Origin of the sequence: Myxococcus sp. CA040A, from assembly GCF_013336725.1 — a bacterium.
In the GTDB taxonomy this organism is placed as follows: Bacteria; Myxococcota; Myxococcia; order Myxococcales; family Myxococcaceae; genus Myxococcus; species Myxococcus llanfairpwllgwyngyllgogerychwyrndrobwllllantysiliogogogochensis.
This window is the reverse complement of sequence record NZ_JABUMR010000001.1, coordinates 965947-991905: the sequence shown is the minus strand read 5'-3', so window position 1 is coordinate 991905 and position 25959 is coordinate 965947. Positions and strand designations below refer to the sequence as shown.

15 protein-coding genes are annotated in these 25959 nt (G+C 68.6%); 9 read left to right on the top strand and 6 right to left on the bottom strand.

Annotated elements, in window-relative coordinates; translation table 11 throughout:
- Window positions 1–2 precede the first annotated feature (2 nt).
- Window positions 3–818, top strand: a complete 816-nt coding sequence (locus tag HUA75_RS04115; protein ID WP_174485584.1) for an SDR family oxidoreductase — start codon at window positions 3–5, stop codon at window positions 816–818.
- A gap of 337 nt (window positions 819–1155) precedes the next feature.
- Window positions 1156–2499: a S9 family peptidase gene (locus tag HUA75_RS04110; RefSeq protein WP_174485583.1), complete on the top strand. Its 1344-nt coding sequence runs from the start codon at window positions 1156–1158 to the stop codon at window positions 2497–2499.
- Window positions 2500–2564: 65 nt separating this feature from the next.
- Here the strand turns inward: HUA75_RS04110 and HUA75_RS04105 are convergent, their stop codons facing one another.
- Window positions 2565–3374: an outer membrane beta-barrel protein gene (locus HUA75_RS04105; RefSeq protein ID WP_174485582.1), complete on the bottom strand. Its 810-nt coding sequence runs from the start codon at window positions 3372–3374 to the stop codon at window positions 2565–2567.
- A 180-nt stretch (window positions 3375–3554) separates the two neighbouring features.
- A complete protein-coding gene (locus HUA75_RS04100) occupies window positions 3555–4631 on the bottom strand; it encodes an NADH:flavin oxidoreductase (RefSeq protein ID WP_174485581.1) in 1077 nt (358 codons plus the stop codon).
- Window positions 4632–4808: 177 nt separating this feature from the next.
- On the opposite strand from HUA75_RS04100, the gene HUA75_RS04095 reads away from it, so the two are divergent.
- On the top strand, window positions 4809–5504 hold the full coding sequence (locus HUA75_RS04095; RefSeq protein WP_141641030.1) for a DUF6766 family protein: 696 nt from the start codon (window positions 4809–4811) through the stop codon (window positions 5502–5504).
- Window positions 5505–5548: 44 nt separating this feature from the next.
- Here the strand turns inward: HUA75_RS04095 and HUA75_RS04090 are convergent, their stop codons facing one another.
- From HUA75_RS04090 to HUA75_RS04070, 4 genes are all read right to left on the bottom strand, one after another.
- A complete protein-coding gene (locus tag HUA75_RS04090; protein WP_141641029.1) occupies window positions 5549–6643 on the bottom strand; it encodes a fatty acid desaturase in 1095 nt (364 codons plus the stop codon).
- 25 nt (window positions 6644–6668) lie between these two features.
- The gene (locus HUA75_RS04085; RefSeq protein WP_254627359.1) at window positions 6669–13451 is read right to left on the bottom strand and encodes a type I polyketide synthase; all 6783 of its coding nucleotides are present in this window, start codon (window positions 13449–13451) and stop codon (window positions 6669–6671) included.
- Between the two features lie 23 nt (window positions 13452–13474).
- Window positions 13475–14989, bottom strand: coding sequence for an SDR family NAD(P)-dependent oxidoreductase (locus tag HUA75_RS04075; protein WP_174485580.1), 1515 nt, complete (start codon window positions 14987–14989; stop codon window positions 13475–13477).
- A 477-nt stretch (window positions 14990–15466) separates the two neighbouring features.
- Complete coding sequence (locus HUA75_RS04070) at window positions 15467–15889, bottom strand: YciI family protein (RefSeq protein WP_174453254.1); 423 nt, start codon at window positions 15887–15889, stop codon at window positions 15467–15469.
- 351 nt (window positions 15890–16240) lie between these two features.
- On the opposite strand from HUA75_RS04070, the gene HUA75_RS04065 reads away from it, so the two are divergent.
- The 6 genes from HUA75_RS04065 to HUA75_RS04040 all read left to right on the top strand — a co-directional run bounded on the left by HUA75_RS04065 (window position 16241) and on the right by HUA75_RS04040 (window position 25917).
- On the top strand, window positions 16241–16690 hold the full coding sequence (locus HUA75_RS04065; RefSeq protein WP_174453253.1) for a YciI family protein: 450 nt from the start codon (window positions 16241–16243) through the stop codon (window positions 16688–16690).
- Window positions 16691–16797: 107 nt separating this feature from the next.
- On the top strand, window positions 16798–18633 hold the full coding sequence (locus HUA75_RS04060; RefSeq protein ID WP_174485579.1) for a fibronectin type III domain-containing protein: 1836 nt from the start codon (window positions 16798–16800) through the stop codon (window positions 18631–18633).
- 74 nt (window positions 18634–18707) lie between these two features.
- Window positions 18708–21728 (top strand): DEAD/DEAH box helicase, encoded by a 3021-nt coding sequence (locus HUA75_RS04055; RefSeq protein WP_174485578.1) that lies wholly within the window; start codon window positions 18708–18710, stop codon window positions 21726–21728.
- A 156-nt stretch (window positions 21729–21884) separates the two neighbouring features.
- Window positions 21885–22319 (top strand): hypothetical protein, encoded by a 435-nt coding sequence (locus HUA75_RS04050; RefSeq protein WP_174485577.1) that lies wholly within the window; start codon window positions 21885–21887, stop codon window positions 22317–22319.
- 116 nt (window positions 22320–22435) lie between these two features.
- Window positions 22436–24979: an excinuclease ABC subunit UvrA gene (gene uvrA, locus HUA75_RS04045; RefSeq protein ID WP_174485576.1), complete on the top strand. Its 2544-nt coding sequence runs from the start codon at window positions 22436–22438 to the stop codon at window positions 24977–24979.
- A gap of 38 nt (window positions 24980–25017) precedes the next feature.
- Window positions 25018–25917, top strand: a complete 900-nt coding sequence (locus HUA75_RS04040; protein ID WP_141641021.1) for a glycosyl hydrolase — start codon at window positions 25018–25020, stop codon at window positions 25915–25917.
- Window positions 25918–25959 lie beyond the last annotated feature (42 nt).

Sequence of the window (25959 nt, the reverse complement as noted above, 5' to 3'; positions counted from 1 at the left end):
CCATGACCACTTCGAGCATCCTCATCCTGGGCGCGAGCGGGACCACCGGACGACGCGTCACCCGGCTCCTCCAATCACAAGGTCACTCGGTAAGGGCCGCGTCGAGACACGCGGACGTGCGCTTCGACTGGAAGGACCCCGGCACCTGGGAACAGGCCGTGGGCCCGGCGTCGCGCATGTACCTCATGGCGCCTCACGAGCAGCCCATCGACCCCGCCTTCGTGTCCCTGGCCGTGTCCAAGGGCATCCGCCGCATCGTCCTGCTGTCGAGTCAGGGCATCGAAATCATGGGAGACGAGCGCCTCATGTCCGCTGAGCGCCTGGTGCGCGGCGCGGGCGTGGACTGGACCCTCGTCCGCCCGGACTGGTTCAACCAGAACTTCGACGAGGGCTTCTTCAAGCCCGCGGTCCTCGCCGGACGCATCACCCTCCCCGTCGGGGACACGAAGCAGGCCTTCGTCGACGCCGACGACATCGCCGCCGTGGTGGCCGTGGCGCTGACGAAGGACGGCCACGAAGGCCAGAGCTACGACGTGAGCGGACCTCGCGCGCTGAGCTTCGGCGAAGCCGCGGCCATCATCGGCCGCGCCGCCGGACGACAGGTGCGCTTCGCCGGAGACGCCGACACCTATCTCTCCGAGCAGCGGGCCCTGGGCCGACCCGACGAGGCCATCCAGGGCGAAATCAAGGCGTATGGCACCCTGCTCAAGCGAGGCGACGCCACGCCCACCGACACCGTGCGCGCCGTCACCGGCCACGCGCCCAAGTCCTTCGAGACCTACGCCGCGCAGGCCGCGGCCTCGGGCGCATGGAAGTGAGTTCGGCCCGCGCGAAGCGCCACTCCCCTTGACAATCACGCGGACCAATCGCACGATTCAATCAGACGATTGACCCATCCTCGGAAGGCACGGGACACCCCGTGGCCTTCCCGGTTTCGTACGTGTTTCTGCACGAGGCTCTCGGTGTGCCCGCGGTTCGCCGGGCACGCGCGAGACCTGACGCCCGGCCTTGCCCTCTCGTGCTTCAGGCGCGCGGCCCTTCGTCTGTCTTCAGCAGACCTGGCCCTCTCGGCGTCTGTGATTTGAAGGCCGCGATGACAGAAATAAAGACCCGCGGTGTTCGAGCCTTCAATCCCTCATCAGGAGGCAGCACACCATGGGTTTCACCCTGAATCGCCGTTCCCTGCTCCACGCGAGCCTGGGTCTCACCGGAGGTCTCGCGCTGATGCGCGCGCCATCCTCACTCGCGGCACCATCACCCGGCGCGGCCCCGGCCCCCGGCGCCCAGGAGCCCTCGCGGCCCTGGTATGAGCTGGGATTGCTGTCGGACCCCGTCATGGAGAACCAGCTCCTGCATTTCCTGGCCGCGACGTACAGCGCCCAGGCGGATATCGGAGAGGTGCTGGACACCGCGAGCCGCATCCACCCCGAGGACGAATGGAGCTGGCCCACCGAGTGGGTCAGCACGGCGGACCGCCTGAGGGCCATGGGGGATGCGAGCCTCGCCCGCCACCACTCCCGCAGCGCGGGCCACGCCTACCTGCGCGCGGCCAATTACTACCGCGCCGCGCTGATTCACCACCCGGAGCCGGGCCACCCCAGCGTGCTGGCCACGGGGCGGAAGTCCGTGGACGCCTACGACAAGGCGCTGACGCTGCTGCGGATTCCGGCGACTCCCGTGCGGATTCCCTACGAGAACACCACCCTCCCTGGCTACTTCTTCCGCGCCCCCCATACGCGGGGGCCCGCGCCGCTGCTCATCTTCCAGCAGGGACGCGACGCGTGGCCGGAGGAGTCCAAGTATGTGATTGATGCCGCCCTGGAGCGGGGCTACCACTGCCTCATCGTCCATGCACCAGGACAGGGCATGGCCATCCGGGAGCAAAACCTGCCGTTCCGTCCCGACTGGGAAAAGGTCATCACCCCCGTCATCAACTTCGCCGTGCGCATCTCCGGCGTGGACTCCCGGAGGCTCGCGCTGCTGGGCTGGAGCATGGGCGGAGCGCTGGTGCCACGCGCGGCGGCGTTCGAGCGGCGCCTCAAGATTCTCATCCCCAACCCGGGCGTCCTCAACTGGGGCCAGTCGCAGTTCGACCAGTTCAACGGCTACTTCCCTGAAATCATGAAGCTGCTCGACACGGACCCGGCGGCGTTCGACGCGGCGCTCTACGAGCTCATGTCGCAGGTGTTCCTGTACCGCTGGTACATGCGCGACGCCATGTCCAAGCACGGCGCCAGCTCACCGTCGGACCTGCTCTTCAAGCTGCGGGAGTTCAACAACGAGCCCGTCGTCCACCGCATCCGCTGCCGCACGCTCGTCATGGACGGCACCGCGGAGGCGTACTCGGGGGGACAGGCGAAGCAGCTCTACGACGCGCTGACGTGCCCCAAGGACTACCTGCTCTTCACGGAGGAGGACACCGGACTGTTGCACTGCCAGGAGGGCGCTCAGGCCGTCGCCAATCACCGCATGTTCGACTGGCTCGACGAGTACATCTGAGGCCGCGTCCCAGACAGCGGAACGTCGGGCCGGTGAGTCCCGGCCCGACGTCTCACACCTGACGACTAGAAGCGGTACTGCGCGCGGACGCCGCCGTAGATGAAGCCGTGGATCTTCTTCGTCTCCAGGTCCTCGGTCTCATCGAGCTCGTCGCTGCCAGGGATTTCCACGCTCGAATCGACGGACAGCGAGGTGGAGGAGTACTGGCCCGCGGTGACGGTGGCGAACGGACCCACCGAGAACTTCGGGGAGATGCGGTAGTCGAGCCCCACCTGGGCGGCGACGAACTCGAAGCCCTTCACGGAGGCCTTGGCGGTGATGGACTCGCCACTCTGCTCACCCTTGACGGCCGTGTTGAGGAACTCATAGCCGACACCCACGCTCACCCAGGGGTCGATCTTGGGCGTGACGTTGAAGTGATAGGCCACGTTGACGCCCAGGCGGAGCTGGCTCGCGCTGCAGCTCACGCTGACGGCGCCCTGGTCCTCGCAATTGGCATTCTCGTCATTGAAGCTCGCGATGCCGTACTGGAAGGTCGCGCCCAGGTATACGTTGGGGTTGAAGAAGTAACCGGCCTCCAACTGAATCGGGATGACGCCCGTGACCAGGTCACTCACCTTGTTGGTATCGTCGTCGTCCGCTTGAACCGAGCCCAGCTCGCCGTAGGGCGCGCCGTACCCCAAGCTCAGTCCCAGCGCGAAGCCCTTGCCGCCCCCAGAGTCGTCCGCCGCCGACTCCTCGCTGGAATAACCTTCCTCGGAGTAACCCTCCTGAGCGGAGTCATCCTGCATCTGGAAGGTCTCGCCAGCCAGGGCCGGAGAAGCAACGAGCGCAAAGGACAGAGAGCACAGCATCATCTGGGTGCGGCTTTTCATGACGAGGGTCCCGAAAAGAAGTGGTGAGAAGTTGAGCCCCACACCCTCAAGGTGTCGGACGCGCATTAAGACGCACGTCCTCGTCACATATTTAAAGTAACAAGGCCACAAAAGTGCTGGGTTCCAGGTGACCCGGCCCCTCCTGAGCCCCGTCCCGTGCGCTCCCGGACGGTGCGGCCCTCAGGGGACGACGAAGTTCTTCCAGCCGCGCAGATAGTCGACGAAGCCCGCTGACGCGCCCTCCGCGCGCAACACGGCTCCAGGGAAGGGTGGGCGTTGGATGGCATCGCCCCGCCGGACGCGCTCGGGCCAGTCGTGGTTGGCGATGGCGGAGCGGCCGAGGGCCACTGCGTCCGCGCCGAGCGCCAGTTGCGCCTCGGCGTCCTCCTTCGTCCAGATGGCGCCCGCCACGACAATCTTCACCCGCGAGGGCACCGCCGCGCGGAAGAGCGCCGTCGCGTGCTCCTGGGGCCGCTTGTTCGTGTTGAGCGCCGAGCGCCAGAGCGACAGGTGGAGGACGTCCATGCCTCCGTCCGCGAGCATCCGCGCGACCTCCAGCGTCTCGTCCAGGTCCAGGCCCTTGGCCTGCCCGAAGTCCTCGGGCGACAGCCGGACGGCGAGGACGCGCTCGGGCACCGCGCGCCGGACGGCAGCCACCGTCTCGCGAATGAGTCGCGAGCGATTCTCCAGAGAGCCGCCCCAGCGGTCCTCACGTCGGTTGTAGACGGTGCTCAGGAACTGCGACAGCAGATAGCCATGCGCGCCGTGGAGTTCCACGCCGTCGAAGCCCGCCTGGGCGCAGCGGCTCGCCGCGTTCGCGAAGGCACGGATGGCGCCCTGGATGTCCTCTTCGGTTCCCTCCCGGCACCGGTCCGCCGCGTCGGTGTGCGCGCTCGCGCTCCAGCGCTCCAGCCCGCTGACGGCGGGGTCCGCGCGCAGTCCTCCGTGGAAGAGCTGCGCGGACAGGAGCGCGCCCCCTTGGTGGATCCGCGCGGCCAGACGGCGCAGGCCCGGCAACATCGCATCGTCGTGAACTCCCAGCTCGCCCGGCCATGCCTTGCCGTCCTGCTCCACATGCGCCGCGCACGTCTCCACCAGCCCGAAGCCTCCGTCCGCGCGCAGGGACAGGAAGTGGAGTTCAGCATCCGACAGCGTGCCATCGGCGTGGCTCTGCTGGTTCGTGAGCGGCGCGAGCCAGATTCGGTTGCGCGCGACGACATTCTCACGGAGCGCCAGGGGGTCGAACAGTCCTGCCATGTGGTGCATCTCCCACGTGTGGGCCAGAGGAGGCTGGGCCCTCGGATGCCTGGAGCGCGGGGCCGTCGCTTCCCTCACGATGATTTTCGCATGCCAGCAGGCCAGCGACCCGACCGGGCAGGCAAGTGCCCTCCCATGCCGGCTGCGGGGGGCGGCGTCGTGGACAGATTTCGAGGGATGGAGAACTCGACCTCGCCGGGTGCCCCAGGCAAGGGGCCCCGCTCATTTCTGTCGAACAACAGTCTCTCCCTCGTCCTTCTCGCCGCCTTCCTCCTGTGCTGGGTGGGACAGGCCATCTCCGGCTTCCTCCACCACAACGAGGAGCAGCGGGAGCATGGCCAGCCACCCCTGACGTTCGGAAGGTATCTGCGCTCGGGCGATTTCCTGGAGGCCACCTTCGAGAACTGGGAGAGCGAGTTCTTCCAGATGGGGGCCTTCGTCATCCTCGCGGCCTTCCTCCATCAGCGCGGCTCCGGCGAGTCCAAGGACCCCGACGCCCACAAGGCAGAGGAGGACAAGGACCTGGAGCCGACACCGGACGCGCCTCGCGTGGTCCATCGTGGCGGACTGGCCCTCAAGCTCTACAGCCACTCCTTGTCCCTGGCCCTGCTCGCGTTGTTCGTCGTCTGCTTTGGACTGCATGCCGTCACCGGGGCCGCGGCCCGGAACGAGGAGGCCCAACTGCACGGAGAGGCCGCCGTGACGGTCCTCCAGTACATGGCCTCCTCGCAGTTCTGGTTCGAGTCCTTCCAGAACTGGCAGAGCGAGTTCCTCTCCGTCGCCGCCCTCGTCCTGCTGTCCGTCTGGTTGCGTGAGAAAGGCAGCCCCGAGTCCAAGCCCGTCAACGCCCCCCACTCCCGGACCGGGAAATAGTATCTCGCGATTCTATTGTATCGGAGAAACCGGAGTGGCGCTGTTCACGACGCGGCATCCCGGGGTGCTTCGAGCCGCCTTCGAAGCTCGTCCGTGCTCACCGCGGGCGTTCCGTCCCTGCCCACGAGCATCGTCCCCTCCGTGGGCGAATAGAGCGCCGGGCGTGAGTACAGGGTGCGCAAGGCGTGGATGTGGGGGAAGACGGCGGAGGCTCCCGGATGGAGTTCCCGCAGTCGCTGGCGCAACAGCGGTGCGAAGCGCGGGCTCATGGCCGGGAAGATGTGGTGCTCCTGGTGATAGCTGAAGTTGAGATGGGCCCAGTTCATCACCGGGTGCGTCTCCACGCTGGCGGTGTTCACGAAGGGGTTGTCACGGTCCTCTGACGCCGGCAGCAGCCAGTGGTTGGTGGCGATGTAGATCATCAGCGTGACGTTGGCGACGATGAGGGGAATGACAAGCGCGAACAGCGCCCCTCGCGGCCCCATGGCCCAGCCCAGCGCGAACCAACCCCCTGTCACGAGCACCGTGAGGAGCCGCTCCTTCGTGCGATTCATGCGCACGTGCTGGAGCTGGGGCTGGTTGATGTGGTGCCACAGGAACGCCTGTCCCTGCGCGGTGAAGAACAGGCCGAAGCTGACGTAGCTGACCCAGGTGCCCGAGCCCGGCGAAATCGCGTGGAACAGGCGCGCGAACCGCTGGGTGTCCAGGTCCTGCTGACGCGGGAGGATGTCCGGATCCCTCTGGTGGATGTTCGCGGCGCTGTGGTGCGCCTGGACGTGCCAGGCGCGCCAGTTGCCGGGCGTGACGAGGAACGGGCTGAAGCCCGCCCACCCGAGCACCTCCTCCCAGCGCCGGCTGCGAAAGACAGCGTGGTGCAGCGCCTCGTGCGCGGCCAGCCCCACGGTGGTGACCATCTGCCCGAGCAGGAACGAGAGCGGCAGACAGAGCCACCAGGGCAGGCCGCCCCAGCCCAACAGCCCCATCAGGGCCATCATCACCGGCACCAGCGCCAGTGCGATGACGCCCCGGTGGGGCTGTGGCTCGAAGGACTCGGGAGGCATCACCCGGCGAAGCTCCGCGCGGAGCGGCTTGGGGTCATCGATGGGCAGGGTCGCCGTCGAAAGTGCGGTGGAATGCATTGTGTTCACCCGATGAAGAGAGGGTTCAAGCCATGGGACGCGCGAGGCCGCCCTCGAGCAGCATTCGCAGTCGTCCCGCCTCGTCGACCGCCGCGACGGTGCCGCATTGGAGGATGTCCCCGTCCAGCCGGGGACTCAGCGCCTTCAATGACAGTCGCAGCGGCGCATCCGTCTTGCCCACCAGTCCCCGGTCGAAGGTGGCTCGTTCGAACTGGATGGGCGCGAAGACGGCGCTCGACACGCCATCCACGTGCATCGCGCTCAGGCGCAGCGCCGCGTCCAGGACGAGCGCTGGCACAGCGGTCCCCGCGTCTTCTCGCCGCGCTGGCAGCCCCACGCTCGCGAAGCGAGCCGAGCGCTCCAGGCGGATGTCCTCCAGGCAGTCGAACATCTTCGACAGCTCGATGGGCCCTCCTCGCGCGCAGTGGGGATCCTCCGCGGAAAGCCCACGCCCCGAGGGGGTCGCCGCATCGAGCCCCGGGGTGCCTCGGGGCGGCTGGGCCGACAGTGTGTAGCGGGCTTGCGCGAAGACGAGGTCTCGTTCGAGCACCACGCCGGAGGCATGGACGATGTCGCCCAGCAGCTTCACCCGCACGCAGTGACGACCGGGCTCGTCGGTGAGCTGGGTGCACTCGGCCCGCAGGGCCTGATGTCCACCCGGCTTCACGCGGATGAAGCGGGAGAACCTCACGTCCTCGATGGTGACGGTGCGCAGCTCCGGTCGTCCGTCTCCCAACGCGGCCCGCAGCATCAAGTCCAACGCCCAGGCTCCGGGCAGCGTGGGCGTGCCTCGGACCAGGTGGTCTTCCAGGCATGGCACGCTCGCGGCATCGACCATGAGGTCCTTCAGCACGGCGGACGGCTCCGTCGCCGGCGGGGGCTCCGCGGGCAGCAGCTCCAGTCCGTAGTAGGAACGCTCGCTCTCCGTGAGCTGCACGTGGATGGACTCACGCAGGGGGCCTTCGAGGAGTTGGAGGAACAGTGCCTCGCCCTCCTCCGCGCGAATCCCACGCAGCTTCCGGCTGGCGCCGAGCACGCGGTACTCGGAGCCTCGGGTCATTCCGATGCCATCCCAGGCCAGCCACCCCACGCTGCACCAGGGCACGTCGGGATGGGCGTCGCTGGACCAGGCGCACAGCCGGTCCAGGGCCTCGTTCGCCGCTCCGTAGTCCGCCTGTCCGTCATTGCCGATGAAGCTGAACGCGGACGTGAGGACATGGAATGGCACGGGACGCGCGAAGCGGCTCGCGCAGGCGGCGTGCAGGTTGCGGAGCCCGAGCAGCTTGGTGTCCAGGTTCGTCCGCAGCTCCGCGAGGCGTCGGCGGTTCAGCTTCTTGGACGTCTGCGTACCCGCCCCATGGACCACCAGGTCCAGACGCCCGTGCTCTCGCGTGAGTTCGTCCATCACCCGCGCGACGTCGCCGGGACTCGTGACGTCCGCGACGCGGTAGACCATCCGGCCTGGCAGCCGCGCGAGGCCCACCAGGGTGGAGCGCAGCTCCCGGACCGCGAGGTACCGTTCGAAGCGCGCTCGCAGCTCGGGCATCCGCGTGCCCGGCTTCGCCGCGAGCTCCGAGGCGTAGAACTCCCGCTCCACGACGGGGAGCTGTTCCTCCGCGGCGTGGAGCACTCGCTCGGGAGCGGCCTCCGGGTCGCTTCGTCCCAGGAGCACCACCGTGCATCCGTACCGCTTCAGGAGCGCCCCGGCGAGCACCGCCGTGACACCTCGCCCTCCGCCGGTCAGCAGGACCACGGAGCTGGCATCGAGCGTGGAAGCGCCCTTCGAGGGGATGGCCGAAGGACGGAGTCTCCGGACACATCGAGTCACGCCGTCGAAGCAGACCTCGACCGACGGACCACCCTCTGCTTCCGAGCCCAGTTCGGACAGGGCCTGCGCCAGGGCTTCCGGCAACAGTCTCCGGGAGGTGGCGATGGCCCGGACGTTTCGCGCCGGCACCTCGCGAGCAATCGACTTGAGCATTCCCGCGAACAGTCCCGTCACCGGGTGCAGGACACGCCGAGGACCCACGCCTCCCACGCACAGGCTCGCGAGCTCCACCTCACCGGCGAGGAGTCCTTCGTAGGAGCGCCGCGCCGCGAGGAAGAGCAACTCCAGCGCCTCATGGCTCAGCGCCGTGTCGGAGACCACCTCGGCCTCGCTCGCGTCCGGCTCGATTCGACTGACAGCGAGGATGAGCTGGGGCGAGAAGCCCAGCGCTTCCAGTGCCGCGTCGGCCGTCTCTTCGCGTGTCAGGTCGATGCCGCGAACCCGCCCCGTTGCTTCCGAGGCGCCCGCGAAGAGCACGAAGTACCCGGGCCCACACAGTCGGCGCGCCTGCGCCTCCAACTCGTGAGCCTGCGCTTCGTCCCCAGCGATGAAAAGGACCCGACGCCCTTCGAGCCGCACGGGCCGCGTCGACCGGACCTGCTGCTCGACGAGCACTGGCGTGTAGTACCCAATCGGCGCGCTGTGGTCGAAACCACTCGTCGACTCGTCAGTCGCCACCTCACCAGGCTTCGGGGGCGGTTGTGCCAGGGACAGATGCGCCTCGGCTTTCGACTCCACCGGGTGGACGGACGCTTCCGGAAGGAGCTGAAGCTCCAGGCGGGCACCGCTCGCGGCTTCGGGATGGAAGCGCAGCGTGGTGGGGCGTCCCTCCGCGGCCGTCTGCACGGCGCGCAGGACCGCCAGGGCCTCTCGTGCCGAATGCGGTGGCAACGACTGGCCTGCTTCTTCTCGCGAGTCCGTGGCCTCCGACATCCGGAGGCGGCACAGCACCTTGAGCCCTCGCTGGGCGGCCTTCTCGGCGGTGGTGACCGCGAGCAACGCCAGGCCCTCCTCTGGCTGGGACCCACTGGCGACAGCCCCTGGACGAAGGACGTGCGCGCCGCCCACGAGCACCAGCTCGAAGCCCGTCTCCAGCACTCCGCGCGCGGCCTTCAACGCGGCGGCCAATGAAGCGCCTCCGGCATCCACCACGAAGTTGGGCCCCTTGACGTCCAGCGCCCCCGCCACCCGTCCCGGCGTGACGTTCGCCATCATCCCTTGCAGCGTGTAGGCCCCCGAGGGACGCAGCGTTCCCGTCACCACGTCATGGAAGCGCTCCGCCAGCGGTAGCAACGCGGCCTGCTCGGGAGCCTGAAGGACACGCTCTCGCAGCTTGCGGCGCGTGGATGCGGCCAGCACGCGCTGGATGGCCTCCACCCCTCGGCGGGTCTTCCCTTCGAGCCCCAGCACGATGGCCGTCCCCGTACGCAGCCCATCGAAGCCCTCCAGCTTCTGGACGAGCGCGCTGGCCGCGGTGAGCGCGAGCCCCTGCGTCAGGTCCATGTCCTCGGAGATATCCGGCAACAGCCGCACCGACGACGGCAGACGGAAATCCTCTCCGTTGAAGCGAGTGCCAACCTCGGATGGCACACCGACTCGCGCCACGCCGTTCGAGTCCGGGAACACGCCCTCGGCGGCCACCACGACCAGCTCGCTCCGCTTGCCAGCACGCGCCGGGAACCTCGGGAGGACGGGCCCGCCTCGGTACTCCTCGAGCACCAGATGCGCATTCGTTCCCCCGAAGCCGAAGCCATTCGTGGCGGCGCGGCGCGGATGCACTCCGTTCTCCGGCCAGGGCTTCTCACGCAGGCTCACCTCGAAGTCGGGGCCCAGTGCGCGCAGCTCCGCGCCGGGTCGCTCGAAGTTCGCCTGCCTGGGGATGAGTCGATGTTCCAGCGCCTTGCACAGCTTGATGACCGAGGCCGCTCCCGCCGCCCAGCCCACATGGCCAATCAGCGCCTTGACGCTGGCGAGTTGGATGCCCTGGCGCTTGCCTCCGAAGACGCGGGCAATCGACTTCAGCTCGGTGGCGTCACCCGCTGGCGTGGCCGTGCCGTGTGCCTCCAGGTACTGGATGGTCGCGGGGTCGATGTCGGCCGTCGTGTAGCAGGCGGTCATCGCCGCCACCTGTCCCTCGACGCGCGGGACATTCGCGGAGCTGCTGCGACCATCACTGGAGAGCCCCGTGCCCCGGACGATGGCGCGGACCTGGAGTCCCGCCGAGAGCGCGTCCGACAGGCGCATCAGGCCCACCACGCCCGCGCCTTCGCCGAAGATGACGCCATCCGCGCGCTCGTCGAATGGGCGGCTCCCCGTCGCGGAGAGTCCATTGAACTGGGAGAAGAGGCAGCTGTTGCCGGGGCCCGGCGAGAAGACGCCACCGGCGAGGACGAGGTCCGCATCCCCCTGCTGAAGCGACTTCATCCCCAGCGCGATGGCGTAGAGCGATGATGCACACGCGGCATCGAGCAACACCGTGGAGACTCCGCGCCCGACCACATCCGTCACCACCGTCTGGAGCGTCGGATGTGGCGCGAGTTCAGAGGACCGGGCCGTCACGCCCATCACCGAGCGCGCCGCCTGTGCCAGCAACGCGAGGTCTGGCCCCAGCATCCCCTTCGCGCGGAGAAGGGACTCGCCCGCTTCCAGGCTGAGTGCCGCGTCGTACTCGGAGGACCCTTCCGCCGTGGAGCCGAGCAGGCACTGGATGCGTGCGGGTGAGCGCGCGGCGAACTCCTCCAGCCCCACCATCCCCTGTGCGAGCGCGATGGCCAGGAGCTTCTGTTCCCGGACGTACCGCTGGAAGCGCACCGGGTCGATGCCTCGCGGTGCCACCAGGTCAGCGTCTCGAACCGCGCCTGTGAGCAGTGTGTAGGCTCGGTCCGGCGTCCCCGTGGGTCCGACGAAGTCCGTCATCAAGGAAGGCTCGTTGGCGCCCGGATCGACGATGCCACTCACGCCCTGTCGGATGTTGCGCCAGTAAGCCTCCGGGTCCGTCGCGCCGCCTGGGAACAAACACCCGAGGGAGACGATGGCAATCGCCGGGTCTTCCCCTGCGGCCTCGCCGCGCCCTTGGGCCTGTTCCATGGCAGCAACCTCCGAGGGAGGCATCCGCGCCTCACCTCGCGCGCGGGTCTGCGCCGAGGGAGCAGCCCCCGAGGGTGGCATCAGCGCCTCGCCACGACGACCAGCCTGCTCCACAGGAGTCCCTTCCGAAGGAGGCATCCGCGCCTCTCCACCTGCATGGGCTTGCCCCATGGCAGCAGCCTCCGAGAGAGGCATCAGCGCCTGACCCCGAGCACCTGCCTGCTCCACGGGAGCCCCCTCGGAAGGCAGCATTCCGGAAATGGCGCTGACCTCGGTGACGGATGCCGAGGGCAGGATGCGCTGAACGATGCGCGCCAGTCGCCCCTCCGTTCCGCAGTCCAGGAAGCGGGTGCAGCCCGAGCGAGACAACCACTCCACTGCGCCCAGGAAATCGAACGGATGCACCAGATGTGACGCGAGGGCCTCCGCCAGCTCGCCCGGTGCGCCCGCATACACACGCCGTTCGATGGGCGAATAGATGGGCCCGCGGGGCTCCTTCATCGCGACGCGTGCGAGCGCGGTGCGAAATGCCTCCGCCGCGAGCCGTAGCCCTGGATGGTGGAACGGATACCGACTGACGACGAAGGTGAACCCCTGGCCCCGCTGCTCCAACCAGGACCGAAGCCGCTCGAGTTCCGCGCGAGCCCCCGCGACGACGGTCTGCTTCGCGTGGTTGCGTCCCGCGATGACCAGCCCGGCCGCACCACAATCGCTGATGGCGCGCGCGGTCTCCGCCTCTCCCAGCGCGACAGCGGCGAGCGTGCCCAGGTCGTCCGACACCAACTGGAGTGCCTGGCTGCGCAGGCACACCACCTCCGCGCCCCCACGCAGGTCCAGCGCTCCGGCCGCGGTCATCGCGGCAATCTCCCCGAAGCTGTGCCCCACGAAGATGTCGGGGCTCCGCCCCTCGCGCATCAGCCACCGGGCACCGAGCACCCCCGCCAGGAAGATGCCGAGCTGGTCCAACCGGGGCGATTTCTCCAGCGCACGCCGCACCTCGTCCGCGTCGCGCGCCGCGAGCAGGGGCCCTGCGTCGAACCCGTGACGCCTCGCCACCTCCTCAACCGCCGCGAGTTCATCGCGCAGCTCCGGCTGCAAGAGCCTCAGTCGAGCGAACAACCCAGGCTCGAAGGAGCCCTGCCCGGCGAAGAGGAACGCGGTGGCCCCCGTAGGAAGCCTCAAGGTCGGCACTTCCTTCCGCCCTTCTGGAGCGAACCTCTCGGATGCCAGTGCGACGTCCATCGAGCGGGCCGCACCCACCGTGACCGGTCCAGCGAGGAGCCCCAACGTCGGCGCGTCCTTCCGACCTTCTGGAGTTGCTGGCGCGATATCCACCAGGCGGGCCGCCCCCAACGTGGCCGCGTCCGAGAGCAACTGCTTCGCCAGCCCCCGGACGCCTTCCGAGAACAGCTCCGCGATGGCGGAGCCTCCCTTGAGCGCGCGCTCACGGAAGCTCATCGCCGCCGAGGGCTCGAACATGCCAGCCAGCGACTCGAAGCACGGACGGAACGATTCGGGGAACGGGCACAGGGCTCCGGTCTCCTTGTCGGCGCAGAGCACCGTCTGGTAGCCGCAGGCCACGGGCGTGCCGTCCTGCTTCAACGTCCGGAAGCAGAAGCGGACCGACACCTCGCCCCGCTCCTCGAACGAGGTCAGCACCACCAACCTGTCACCCAGGTTCGCGGGCGCGAGGTTGCGCGAGTACCCCTCGTACGTGAGCAGGAGCACCCGGTCGAAGTCCCGACGGAACTCGGGCACCTCGAAGAAGTGCGGGCTGAACAGCAGGTGCTCGCGCCCCGCGCACTGGAACTTGAAGTTGGTGAGGAAGTGATGGCTCCCGTAGGCCATCGTGTCATCGAAGTGGATGACGTACGGGACAGCGAAGTAACCCATGGCGTTCTCCCCGTCGAAGGTGTTCAGGAGTCGAGGGCGAGCAGCGCCCGTACATCGTGTCCGTTGGAGGGCTGCCGGCCGACGGGCAACAGGCCGTCCACCGTGCCGGAGAGCCCGCCGTCCACCACCCAGATGGCTCCGTTCACCCGCTGCGTCTTCGGTCCGAGCAACAGCTCCGTCACGTCGGCCACGTCGTCCGCCGTGCAGAGCTGCCCGCCGGGCGTCGCCGCCTCCCAGCGCGAGACGCGGCCAGGGGCGTTGGGGAACATTCCCAGCAGCTCACCGTGCACCGGCCCGGCCGACACGCAGTTGGTGCGAATGCCCTCGGGCGCCAGCTCCGCGGCCAGGTAGCGCGTGAGGGATTCGACGCCCGCCTTCACGACCCCCTGGCAGCCCAGGTCATGCATGTACCGCTGGGACATGGACGTGGACATCGTGACGATGGCCCCGCCTCCTCGCCGCGCCATCAGCGGACGTGCCCGCATGGCGCACTCGTAGGTGCCGGTGACGCACGTGCGGAACGCCTTGTCCCAGTCGCGCGGCGCAATCCGGTCGAACGGTCCAATCAGGCCGTTGGACGCGTTGCACACCAGGAAGTCCAATCCACCGAGCCGCTCCTCGATGGAGGAGAACAACCGCTCCAGGTGCTCCTCCTGCGCGACGGACCCCCACAGGTGCAGCGCCTTGCCTCCCGCCGCGACAATCTCCTGGGCCGTCCGCTCCCCTTCGTCCCGGGAGTGGAACGAGTTCACGACCACCGTCGCCCCCGCGCTGGCCAGCCGCATGGCGACCACCTTGCCAATGCCCTTGCCCGAGCCCGTGATGAGCGCGACCTTCCCCTCGAACGGAAGCCGAGCCACGACAGGCGGCGGCGAGGCCCGCACGGACTCCTCTACCGGGTGACGAGGAGCGGTCACCGTCCCTCGCGACGCACGAATCGCCTCGCAGATGGCGGAGAGCGTCCGCAGTCGCTGGGAGGGCTTGGGGCCCACCTCCAGCCCCAGCTCCTTGACGAGCACGGCCAGCACCTCCGCCTGCTTGACGGAGTCGATGCCGAGCTCGTCCTCCAGGTCCGCCTCCAAGGTCAACAACTCCACCGGATAGCGCGTCACCCGCGCGAACACGGACCGCACCTGCGACTCGAGGTCCGACGACTCCATGGACGCGGGAGAAACCACCCGAGGAGGGACAGCGACGGGAGCAGGCGCCGCGACGGGAACGGTGGCTGCCGGTGGAATCGGCGCGACGACCGACGCGGGCGCCCCTTCCGCCAGCAACTCCACCACGCGCTCGGAGATGGCGCCCAGCGTGCGCGCCTTCGCTCCGCGCGGCAGCCGGTCGGCCGCGAGGTTGAACTCCCGCGCGACGACCGCGGCAATCTCAGCGAGCTTCACCGAGTCGATACCCAGCTCATCCTCGAGCTGGGCCTCCGCCGTGAGGATGTCGAGCGGATACCGCGTGACACTCGCCGCGCAACGACGAATCTGCTCCAGGACCTGAGTCAGCGACCCGGAACCCTGATGAAATGACGGGGACATTCTGAACCCTCACAATTCAAGAACCGCATGGAGATGAATGAGCCACGTGCGTTGTGCATCAGGGGTCTGACATTGCCTCTCAAACCCACCACATGCGACACGCAATCAGGAACAAACAGACTCGCGGGAATACGCACCCGCGAAAATGAATCACTCACCGCGCGCGTTCGCTCTCGTCAGCGCTGGGAGGAATTCCTCGAGAACGCCACGGCGAGGGAATGAGCACGCCGCGGAATACACACGCACGCGAACCCCTCCAGACACACGTCTCCCCTCCATGGCCATACAAGACCTGGCGGAGTGGCATCAATGATTTAAAACACATCCATCGCTCAAGCCGAGGGCTCTCGCGACAGGCCTTCCCGGCGGCACGGACCATGCCACTCACGCCGGGGAATAGAATGTCTCGCATGAGCCCCCATCAAAGTGGGGCCTCGTGCGTGTCCAGCGGGGGTGTGGGGAAGCGGTGCGGGGTGCCTAGCTCTTCGCGGCCTGCTCACGCAGACGCGCATCCTGCGCACGCAGCTCGGGAGTGAGCTCGGCACCGAAGTCCTCCATCTCGAAGACCTGGCGGATTTCAATCTCCGACTCGCCGTACATCGGGTTCGGGCAGCGCTTCACCCACTCGATGGCCTCTTCCTTCGACTTCACCTGGAACAGCCAGAAGCCGGCCACCAGCTCCTTCGTCTCCGTGAAGGGGCCATCCACCACGGTCCGGCTCGTTCCAGAGAAGCGCACCCGCGCACCCCTGGCGCTGGGGTGGAGTCCCTCGCCCGCGAGCAGCACCCCCGCCTTCACCAGCTCCTCGTTGTACTTCCCCATCGCGGTCAGCAGCTTCTCGTCCGGCATCTTTCCGGCTTCCGAGTCCTTCGTCGCCTTGACCAGCACCATGAATCGCATGTCGGACTCCTTCGGGTTCCCGAGATTCGTTCGTGCCCGTTGTCCCGGGCTCTACTTCTTCGTCGAACAGGCTCGCGGGAGATCGACACGGCCTTTTAATTTTCTGTGCGCCGCCTTCAACCCCGTGAAATGACAGGCCGCCCCGCGTCCTTCTCTGGAAATTGGGGCGTGCGGCGCCAGAAATCATGGAGCCGGTCGCTCGCCCGGTCCGGTGGCGAGGAGCGCATCCCTTCCCTGAAACGAGGGGTGCCAGCGCGTGTCGATTTCACCAACGTCCGTTCGTTCTTCCAGCACCACCCGAGACGGAAGGCCCGACAGCCCCACCGTCCCGCCACGAGGGAACCGACGACGATGCGATTCTTGATTCTGCGCAAGGCCGACGCAAGCACGGAGGCCGGTGAGGTGCCGGACGCGGCGCTGCTCGCGGCGATGGGGAAATACAACGAGGAGCTGATGAAGGCCGGCATCCTCGTCGCCGGCGAGGGACTCCATCCGAGCGCTCAGGGTGCGCGCGTGAAGTTCTCGGGCGGGCAGCCCCGGGTGTTGGACGGGCCCTTCGCGGAGACGAAGGAACTCATCGCGGGCTTCACCATGATTGACGTGCGGTCGAAGGAAGAAGCCATCGAGTGGCTGAAGCGCTGGCCCTCCATCGATGGGCGCGGCGAAGTCGAGCTGGAGCTGCGTCGCGTGTACGAGCTGTCGGACTTCGACACCGGGCCCACACCCGAGCTGAAGGACGCCAACGCGCGCATGCGGGACCACCTCCAGGAAGCCGGCAAGCCCCTCACGCCTCAGGGATAACCACGAGGCCGCGCGCGGCGTGAGGGAAGAGAACGAAAAGAAGGGATTGACCCGAAAAATGGGGCGGTCCGCTCTCTTCGTTCTCTCCCAGCCGAAAGGCAGACGCCATGCAGCTTCCAGGACACCTCCCCCGGGCGGCACTCATCGCCCTGGTGGCCTTCGTCACCCTGCTCAGCACCCTGCTTCCCGCTACCGCCTTCGCGGCGGACCGAGGGGCCTGGGCCCCCAATACGCAGTACACCGTGGGCGACATCGCCTCCTATGGAGGCAAGGCCTACGACTGCCGTCAGTCCCATTTCTCCCTCGTGGGCTGGGAGCCCCCCAACGTCCTGGCCCTGTGGCTGGAGCGTACGGGGAATCCACCACCCGACACCCAGGCCCCTTCCACGCCACCTTCGCTCACGTCCACGGCGAAGACCTTCGACAGCGTGTCGCTGTCCTGGGGCACATCCACGGACAACGTGGGCGTCACCGGTTACGAGGTCTTCACCAACGGCGGCGCCACCGCGTCCGCGTCCACGTCCGGTGCCACCAGCGTCACCGTGACGGGCCTCGCGGAGAACACCACGTACACCTTCACCGTGAAGGCCCGTGACGCCGCGGGCAACCGCTCCTCCGCGAGCACCGCGCACAGCGTGACGACGTCACCCCGCCCGGCGAACGACACGGTGGCGCCCTCCAGTCCCGCCAACCTCGCCTCCACCAGCGTGAGCAGCAGCAGCGTGTCGCTGTCGTGGGGCGCGTCCACGGACAACGTGGGTGTCACCGGCTACGAGGTGTTCGTCAATGGAGGCGCGTCCGCGTCCGCCACCACCGCCGGGGCCACCAGCGTCACGGTGACGGGGCTGGCCGCGAACACGACGTACACCTTCACCGTGAAGGCCCGCGATGCGGCGGGCAACCGCTCCACCGCGAGCAACAGCATCTCCGCGACGACGACGGGCACGCAGCCGGTGGGGAACAAGATTCTGGTCGGCTACTGGCACAACTTCGACAACGGGTCGACGAACATCCGGCTGCGCGACATCTCCGCGAAGTTCAACGTCATCCAGGTCGCGTTCGCCGAGCCCGTGGGCGGCGCCGGCTCCGGCAACATGGCCTTCACGCCGTACAACTCCAGCGTCGCGGACTTCAAGGCGGACGTCGCCCTGCTCAAGAGCCAGGGGCGCAAGGTGCTCATCTCCATCGGCGGAGCCAATGGCACGGTGCACCTGGATGACGCCGCCGCCCGGCAGAACTTCGTCACCACCATGCAGGGCCTCATCGACACCTACGGCTTCGACGGGTTCGACCTGGACCTGGAGGGCAGCTCGCTGTCGCTCAATGGCGGAGACACCGACTTCCGCAATCCCACCACGCCGCGCATCTCCAACCTCATCCAGGCCACGCGCCAGTTGCTCAACCAGAATGGCTCCGGCTTCATCCTGACCATGGCGCCGGAGACGGCCTATGTGCAGGGTGGCATGGCCGCATACGGCGGCCCCTGGGGCGCGTACCTGCCCGTCATCCACGCGCTGCGCGACAGGCTGACGTACCTGCACGTGCAGCACTACAACACCGGGACTGTCACCGCGCTCGACGGCCGGGCCTACGCGCAGAGCACGCCGGACTTCCATGTGGCGATGGCGGAGATGCTCCTGCGAGGCTTCCCCGTCGGCGGCAATACCAGCGCGATGTTCCCCGCGCTCCGGCCCGACCAGATTCTCATCGGCCTGCCCTCCTCCCCGCAGGCGGCGGGCGGCGGGTACACCACTCCGGCCAACGTACACAAGGCGCTCGACTACCTCCTCAAGGGCCAGTCCTTCGGAGGCACCTACGTCCTGCGCAACACCGCGGGCTACCCCGGCTTCAAGGGCCTGATGACCTGGTCCATCAACTGGGACAAGTTCACCAACTTCGAGTTCTCCAACAGCCACCGCGCGTACCTGGACACCTACCCGTAGCCACGCGCCTACAGGCCCGGCGCAGGCGAGCATTGCGCCGGGTCCTCCAACGGAGCTAGGGAGGCGGTCCTCGTATGTCCGCGACCGCCGACCTGCTCGAAGCCATCCAGGAGGAAGCGCGCCAGGAGACCTGGTCCGCCGGCATGGGCCTCGCTCGTGCTGGCGCCGTCTCGGTGCAGTCCATCGGTGAAGAGGAGACGGTGCTGCGCGTGCGCGCCACCGGCCGTCCCGCGCCGGTGACAACCGTCCTCTATCCCGAGGACGAAATCTGGGAGTGCGACTGCAAGGGGAAGGTGGACCCCTGTGAGCATGTGGTCGCCGCCGCCCTCTTCCTCCATCACTCCTCGCAGAAGGCCGCGCCAGCCCGCCCCGTCGCGCCCGCGCGTCCACCCGTTTCCGCACCCACGCGCGCAACAGCCCCCTCCGCCCCGCGTCCCGGCACAGCGCCCAAGCCGGAGCGGATGGTGTACCGCTTCAAGCGCGTGGACGGGGGCCTCCAGCTCGAGCGCCTGGTGGTCCGGCCCGACAACACCGCCCGACTCCTGGCGCGCAGCCTCTCCTCGCTGCTGACGAACCCCGTGGAGGCCGCTCGCATCCAGGTGGAGCCGTGCGACCGCGTCGCTGACGCACTCCTCGCGAAGCCCACGCGCGGCGCCCTGCCACCCGAGCGACTGGAGGCGCTGCTGCGCGCGCTGGAGCCCGCGCGCACGGTGCTCTTCGACGGTAACCTGGTTTCGATATCCAGCGAGCTGCTCCTGCCTCGCGTCACCGTGGAGGACCGGGGCGAGCAGACAGTGCTGAAGGTGGACCGCGACCCACGCGCCACCGAAGTCGTCAGCCCCGGCGTGGCGGTGGGCGGTGGCATCCTCTTCCGCATGGGCGAGCAGTCGCTCACCGGCTCGCGGTGGGAAAACCTGCCCCAGGAGCGCGTCTTCTCGCCCGACCAGATGGGCGACCTCACCGGCAAGGTGCTGCCGGAGATGGCGCGGCGTCTGCCCGTGGACGTGAAGAGCCAACGGCTGCCGCGCATCGACCGCACGCTCAAGCCGCGAATCTCGCTGGAGCTGGACCCGCTGGGCACGGGGCTCTCCGTGCTGCCCACGCTCGTGTACGGTTCACCGCCCACGGTGCGCATCGACAACGGGCGCATGGTGTACCTCACCGGCGCGGTGCCCGTGCGCAACGAGCCCGCAGAGCAGCAGCTCATCCACGGCCTGCGCGACGAGCTGAACATGGTCCCCGGTCGCCGGGTGACGGTGCAGGGCCAGGAGGCCTTGCAGCTCGCCGACAAGCTGCGGCGCTGGCGGGGCGGGCTCACCGGAGATGCGGCGCGCTTCGTCAGCCCCGACGTGAAGCTGCGCCCCATGCTCGACGTGAAGGCGGGGACCACCGAGGCGGGTGCCCCACGCGTGGACTTCTCGTTCGACTTCCAGGTGGAGGGCGCGGGGCCGGATGCGCCGCGCACGGTGGACGCAGGCGCGGTGATGAAAGCGTGGGAAGAAGGACTCGGCCTGGTGCCGCTGCAGGGAGGTGGCTGGGCTCCGCTTCCCACCGCGTGGCTGAAGTCACATGGCCAGCGCGTAACGGACCTCTTGGCGGCACGCGGCTCGGACGGACGGCTCGCCAACCACGCCATCCCCCAGCTCACGGACCTGTGCGAGGCGCTGGAGCACCCGTCCCCGCCCGGCCTGGAGCGGCTGGCGCCCCTGGTGCAAGGCTTCGAGAAGCTCCCCGACCCGAGGCTCCCGGCGGACCTCACGGCGACGCTGCGGCCCTACCAGCTCCAGGGCGTGAGCTGGCTCACGTTCTTGCGTCAGGCGGGCCTGGGCGGCGTGCTCGCGGACGACATGGGTCTGGGCAAGACGCTGCAGACCATCTGCATGGTGGGCAAGGGCACGCTCGTCGTCGCGCCCACCAGCGTGCTCCCCAACTGGCACGCGGAGGTGAAGCGCTTCCGTCCCTCGTTGAAGGTGTCCGTGTACCACGGCCCCGGACGCTCGCTGGACGAGACGGCCGACGTGACGCTCACCACCTACGCGCTGATGCGGCTGGACGCGGAAGTCCTCGGCGCGAAGACGTGGGACATGGTGGTGCTCGACGAGGCCCAGGCCATCAAGAATCCCGACAGCCAGGTGGCTCGCGCGGCATACGGGCTGGAGGCGACCTTCCGACTGGCGCTCAGCGGCACGCCCATCGAGAACCGGCTCGAGGAGCTCTGGAGCCTGATGCACTTCACCAACCAGGGACTGCTCGGCGGGCGCAAGGAGTTCGAGGAGCGCTGGGCCCGTCCCGTCGGTGACAACCACAAGGGCGCCGCCGAGCGACTGCGCGCGCGCATCCGTCCGTTCGTGCTGCGCAGGCTCAAGCGGGACGTGGCCCCGGAGCTTCCTCCGCGCACGGAGTCCGTGCGTCACGTCACGCTCAGCGAGCACGAGCGCGCTGTCTACGACGCGGTGTACTCCGCCACCCGCGAGGAGGTGGTGTCCCAGTTGGAGGCGGGCGGCAGCGTGCTCAAGGCGCTGGAGGCCCTGCTGCGGCTGCGTCAGGCCGCGTGTCATCCCGCGCTCGTCCCGGGGCAACACGCGAAGACGTCGTCCAAGGTCCAGGCGCTCCTGGAGGCGCTCGGCACGGCGGTGGAGGACGGACACAAGGCGCTCGTCTTCTCGCAGTGGACGTCCATGCTGGACCTCATCGAGCCGGCGCTGAAAGAAGCGGACATCGGCTTCATCCGACTGGACGGAAGCACGTCCAATCGCGGCGCCGTGGCGGAGTCGTTCCAGGACCCCAAGGGTCCGCCGGTGATGCTCATCTCGCTCAAGGCGGGCGCCACGGGCTTGAATCTCACGGCGGCGGACCACGTGTTCCTGGTGGACCCGTGGTGGAATCCCTCCGTGGAGAACCAGGCCGCGGACCGCGCGCATCGCATCGGCCAGCAGCGCCCCGTCATGGTGTACCGGCTGGTGTCCCAGGGCACGGTGGAGGAGAAGATCCTCACGCTCCAGGACAAGAAGCGCGCGCTGTTCGAGTCCGCGCTGGGTGGAGCCTCCGGTGGCGGCGCCATCACCCGCGCGGACCTGATGCAGCTGCTCGACTGACGACAGGCGGCTCCGTCAGGAGCCGTGGCCCCACGAGCGCCCTCCTCCACGGCTTCATCGATAACAGGGAGTGATTGACTGAGGCTCGATTAGTTCCCAACGGAGTTCATGGGAGCCCGGTACGGTGGCTGTCGCCCGAAGGAAGCAGGGGGACCCATGAAATCGCTGCTCGCACTGGCCGCCGCCGCGCTCTTCAGCGTCATCGTCAATCCACTGGGCGCGGAGCTGGCCCGCCTCTTCTCGGACATCGGTCCTCAGAACCAGAGCGCCATGTTCATGCTCGCCCCGTATGTCGCCGTCCCGCTGGTCTGCTTCGTCACCGTGGGTGTCGTCGTTGCCTACGGAGTGCCCAGGACTCCCTCGGTGACCTGGGGGCTTCTCACCGGCGCCGTCAGCGCGCCCGTGCTGCTCCTCGCCGGACAGACTCGGGTCTGGAGCCATGTGGGCGAGGATGCCCAGGCCGCCATCGCCCTCATCTTCATGCCTATCCGCGCGGTCATGGCCTCGGGAGCCCTGGCGCTGGGCGCCATCTTTGTCCGCTGGGTGATAGGGCGGTGGAGGGACGCCGTCGACCGCCCGCGGCATGGCTAGGGCACACGTTCCCGGCGGCCCGCGCAGAGACTCGAGCACGGGCTCCGTCGGTCGGAGCCTGTTCCTCCGCGCCTCCCGGCACCAGATTCGGTAGGACGCCCGGAGGAGCGTCCCTCATGAGCCGACCCCGCCGTCTTCACCTCGCAGGACCGTCCGGTGACACCCGGACGGGCTTCGTCCGCGTCCGGGGTGCCCGCGAGCACAACCTGAAGCACGTGGACGTGGACCTGCCCCGCGACGCGCTGGTCGTCTTCACGGGCGTCTCCGGCTCCGGCAAGTCCTCCCTCGCATTCGGGACGCTCTACGCGGAGGCCCAGCGGCGCTACTTCGAATCCGTGGCCCCGTACGCTCGGCGCCTCATCGACCAGGCAGGCATCCCCGAGGTGGACTCGATCGAGGGTCTTCCCCCCGCCGTCGCGCTCCAGCAACACCGGGGCGCCCCCACGACACGCTCGTCGGTGGGCAGCGTGACGACGCTGTCGAACTCCCTGCGCCTGTTGTACTCGCGCGCCGGCACCTACCCGCCGCACCAGCCGCATCTCGACTCCGACGCCTTCTCCCCGAACACTCCGGCGGGAGCGTGCCCGAACTGCCACGGCCTGGGCCGCGTCTACGAGGTGACGGAGCGGACCCTGGTGCCGGACGACTCGCTCACCATCCGGGAGCGAGCCATCGCCGGGTGGCCGCCCGCGTGGCACGGGCAGAACCTGCGCGACATCCTGGTGTCGCTTGGCTACGACGTGGACACGCCCTGGAGGGACCTGCCCAAGAAGGACCGCGACTGGATTCTCTTCACGGACGAGCAGCCCACCGTCCCGGTGTACGCGGGCTTCACTCCCGCGGAGACGCGTCAGGCGCTCAAGCGCAAGACGGCGCCCAGCTACATGGGGACCTTCACCGGCGCCCGGCGCTACGTGCTGCAGACCTTCGCCACGACGCAGAGCCCGCTCATCAAGAAGCGGGTGTCGCGCTACATGGAGAGCGGCGAGTGTCGCGTCTGCCACGGCAAGCGGCTGCGCCCCGAGTCCCTGTCCGTCACCTTCGCGGGACTGGATTACGGAGAGCTGTCGCGCCTGCCGCTCAAGCGTGTCGCCACCCTGCTCCAGCCCTACGCGGAGGGGACGGCGTCGCCCCTGAAGAAGCTCACGCGAGAGCACCCCGAGAAGGCGCTCGTCACGGAGCGCATCGCGAAGGACCTGGTGGAGCGACTGAACGTCCTGCTGGAGCTGGGCCTTGGCTATCTCTCCCTGGAGCGCGGCACGCCCACGCTCTCCCCGGGTGAGCTGCAGCGGCTCAGGCTGGCCACCCAGGTGCGCTCCAACCTGTTCGGCGTGGTGTACGTGCTGGACGAGCCCTCCGCGGGCCTGCACCCCGCGGACACCCAGGCGCTGCTCAGGGCGCTCGACGCGCTGAAGGGCTCCGGCAACTCGCTCTTCGTGGTGGAGCACGAGATGGACGTCATCCGCCACGCGGACTGGGTCATCGACGTGGGCCCGGCCGCCGGAGAGCAAGGCGGAGAGGTCCTCTACAGCGGTCCGTTGGACGGGCTCAAGGGCGTGGAGGCGTCCCAGACGCGGCGCTACCTCTTCGGAGCCGAGCCCTCTCGTCCCCGCCCCCCGCGCACTCCCAAGGGGTGGCTGCGCCTGCGAGGCGTCTCCCGCAACAACCTGCAGGGGCTGAGCGCCGACTTTCCGCTGGGCGTCTTCACCACCGTGACGGGCATCTCCGGCTCCGGCAAGTCGAGCCTGGTGAGCCAGGTGTTGGTGGAGCTGGTGGCCGCGCACCTGGGCCACGAGCCTCCCGAAGAAGAGGAGGATGGCGAGCCGCTGGAGCGCACCCTCGTCCTGACCACGGGCGGGAAGATCACCGAGGGACTGGAGGAGATCCACCGGATGGTGCGGGTGGACCAGAAGCCCATTGGCCGCACGCCACGCTCCAACCTCGCGACGTACACGGGCCTGTTCGACCACGTCCGCAAGCTCTTCGCCGCGACGCCGGCCGCGAGGTCTCGCAAGTACGACGTCGGACGCTTCTCGTTCAACGTGGCCAAGGGCCGCTGTGAGACGTGCGAGGGCGAGGGCTTCGTGAGCGTGGAGCTGCTGTTCCTGCCCAGCGTCTATGCGCCCTGCCCCACCTGCCATGGCGCCCGCTACAACGCGAAGACGCTGGAGATTCGCTACCGGGGGAAGAACATCGCCGACGTGCTGGGCATGACGGTGGACACCGCCCATGCGTTCTTCACCGAGGAGCCCCACGTGCAGCGCGCGTTGGGCGTCCTGCGCGAGGTGGGCCTGGGCTACCTGCGCCTGGGCCAGCCCGCGACGGAGCTGTCCGGTGGCGAGGCCCAGCGCATCAAGCTGGCCACGGAGCTGCAACGCACCCAGCGAGGCCATACCCTCTACGTCCTGGATGAGCCCACCACCGGCCTGCACCCCGCGGACGTGGACAAGCTCATGGCGCAGTTGGATGGGCTCGTGGAGGCGGGCAACACGGTCATCCTCGTGGAGCACGACATGCGCGTCGTCGCCGCGAGCGACTGGGTCATCGACCTGGGGCCCGGCGCCGGGGATGAAGGCGGCCACATCGTCGCGGCCGGCACACCCGCCCAGGTCGCCGCGTCATCGAAGAGCCGCACCGCGCCATTCCTCGCACTAGGATGACCGTCTCCACGCGCCCTCGCGGGCGGAGGTGACGGCACATGAGACGCTGGCTCGCGCCATCCTACATCGCGTTGTTCCTGCTCCTGGGTTGCGACCCGGCGGACCCCATCAAACCCGGCCGCCCTTCCACGGACGATGCGGGCACCCAGACGCCTCCGCTCATCAAGAGCGCCAAGCGCGGCATCGCCTTCGACCTGGCGACGCCCGAGGACCTGGCGGCCGTCTCTCCGGGCGTGAGCTGGTGGTACAACTGGAGCCCCCGTCCCCATACCAACGTGCCCACGGACTTCCGCACCCGCTACGGCATGGACTTCATCCCGATGCTCTGGAACGGCGACTTCGACGCCGCGCGCACCGAGACGATGCTCCGGGACAATCCCCACATCGAATACCTGCTGCTGCTCAACGAGCCCAACCTGACGGATCAGGCGAACATGTCGCCGCAGGCCGCCGCGCGGCTGTGGCCCCGGTACGAGAGCGTCGCCGCCAACACGGGCGTGAAGCTCGTGGGCCCGGCGATGAACTGGGGAACGATGTCGGGGTACTCGGACCCGGTGGTCTGGCTGGATGCGTTCTATGCCGCCTACCGCGCGGAGAACGCCAACCGCGAGCCCCGCATCGATTACCTGGCGTTCCACTGGTACGACTACGGACTCGACGGCCAGCTCAACCGGCTCACGAAGTACGGCAAGCCGTTCTGGGTCACCGAGTTCGCCAACTGCCACCAGCAACAGGATGGCGCGCAGATTGACTCGGTCGCCAAGGCGAAGGCGCAGATGACGGAGATGGTGGCCGTCTGCGAGCGCCGGGCGGACGTGTTCCGCTACGCGTGGTTCACCGGACGGTGGACCCATGACCCGTGCTTCGCGAGCCTCCTGGGCGCGCCCGGCGTCCTGAACGAGCTGGGCAGGCACTACGTCTCACTGCCCGCGCCCTGAAGGCGGACAGCGCGCCACCGGGCCCGTGAGAGAGGGCCCGGT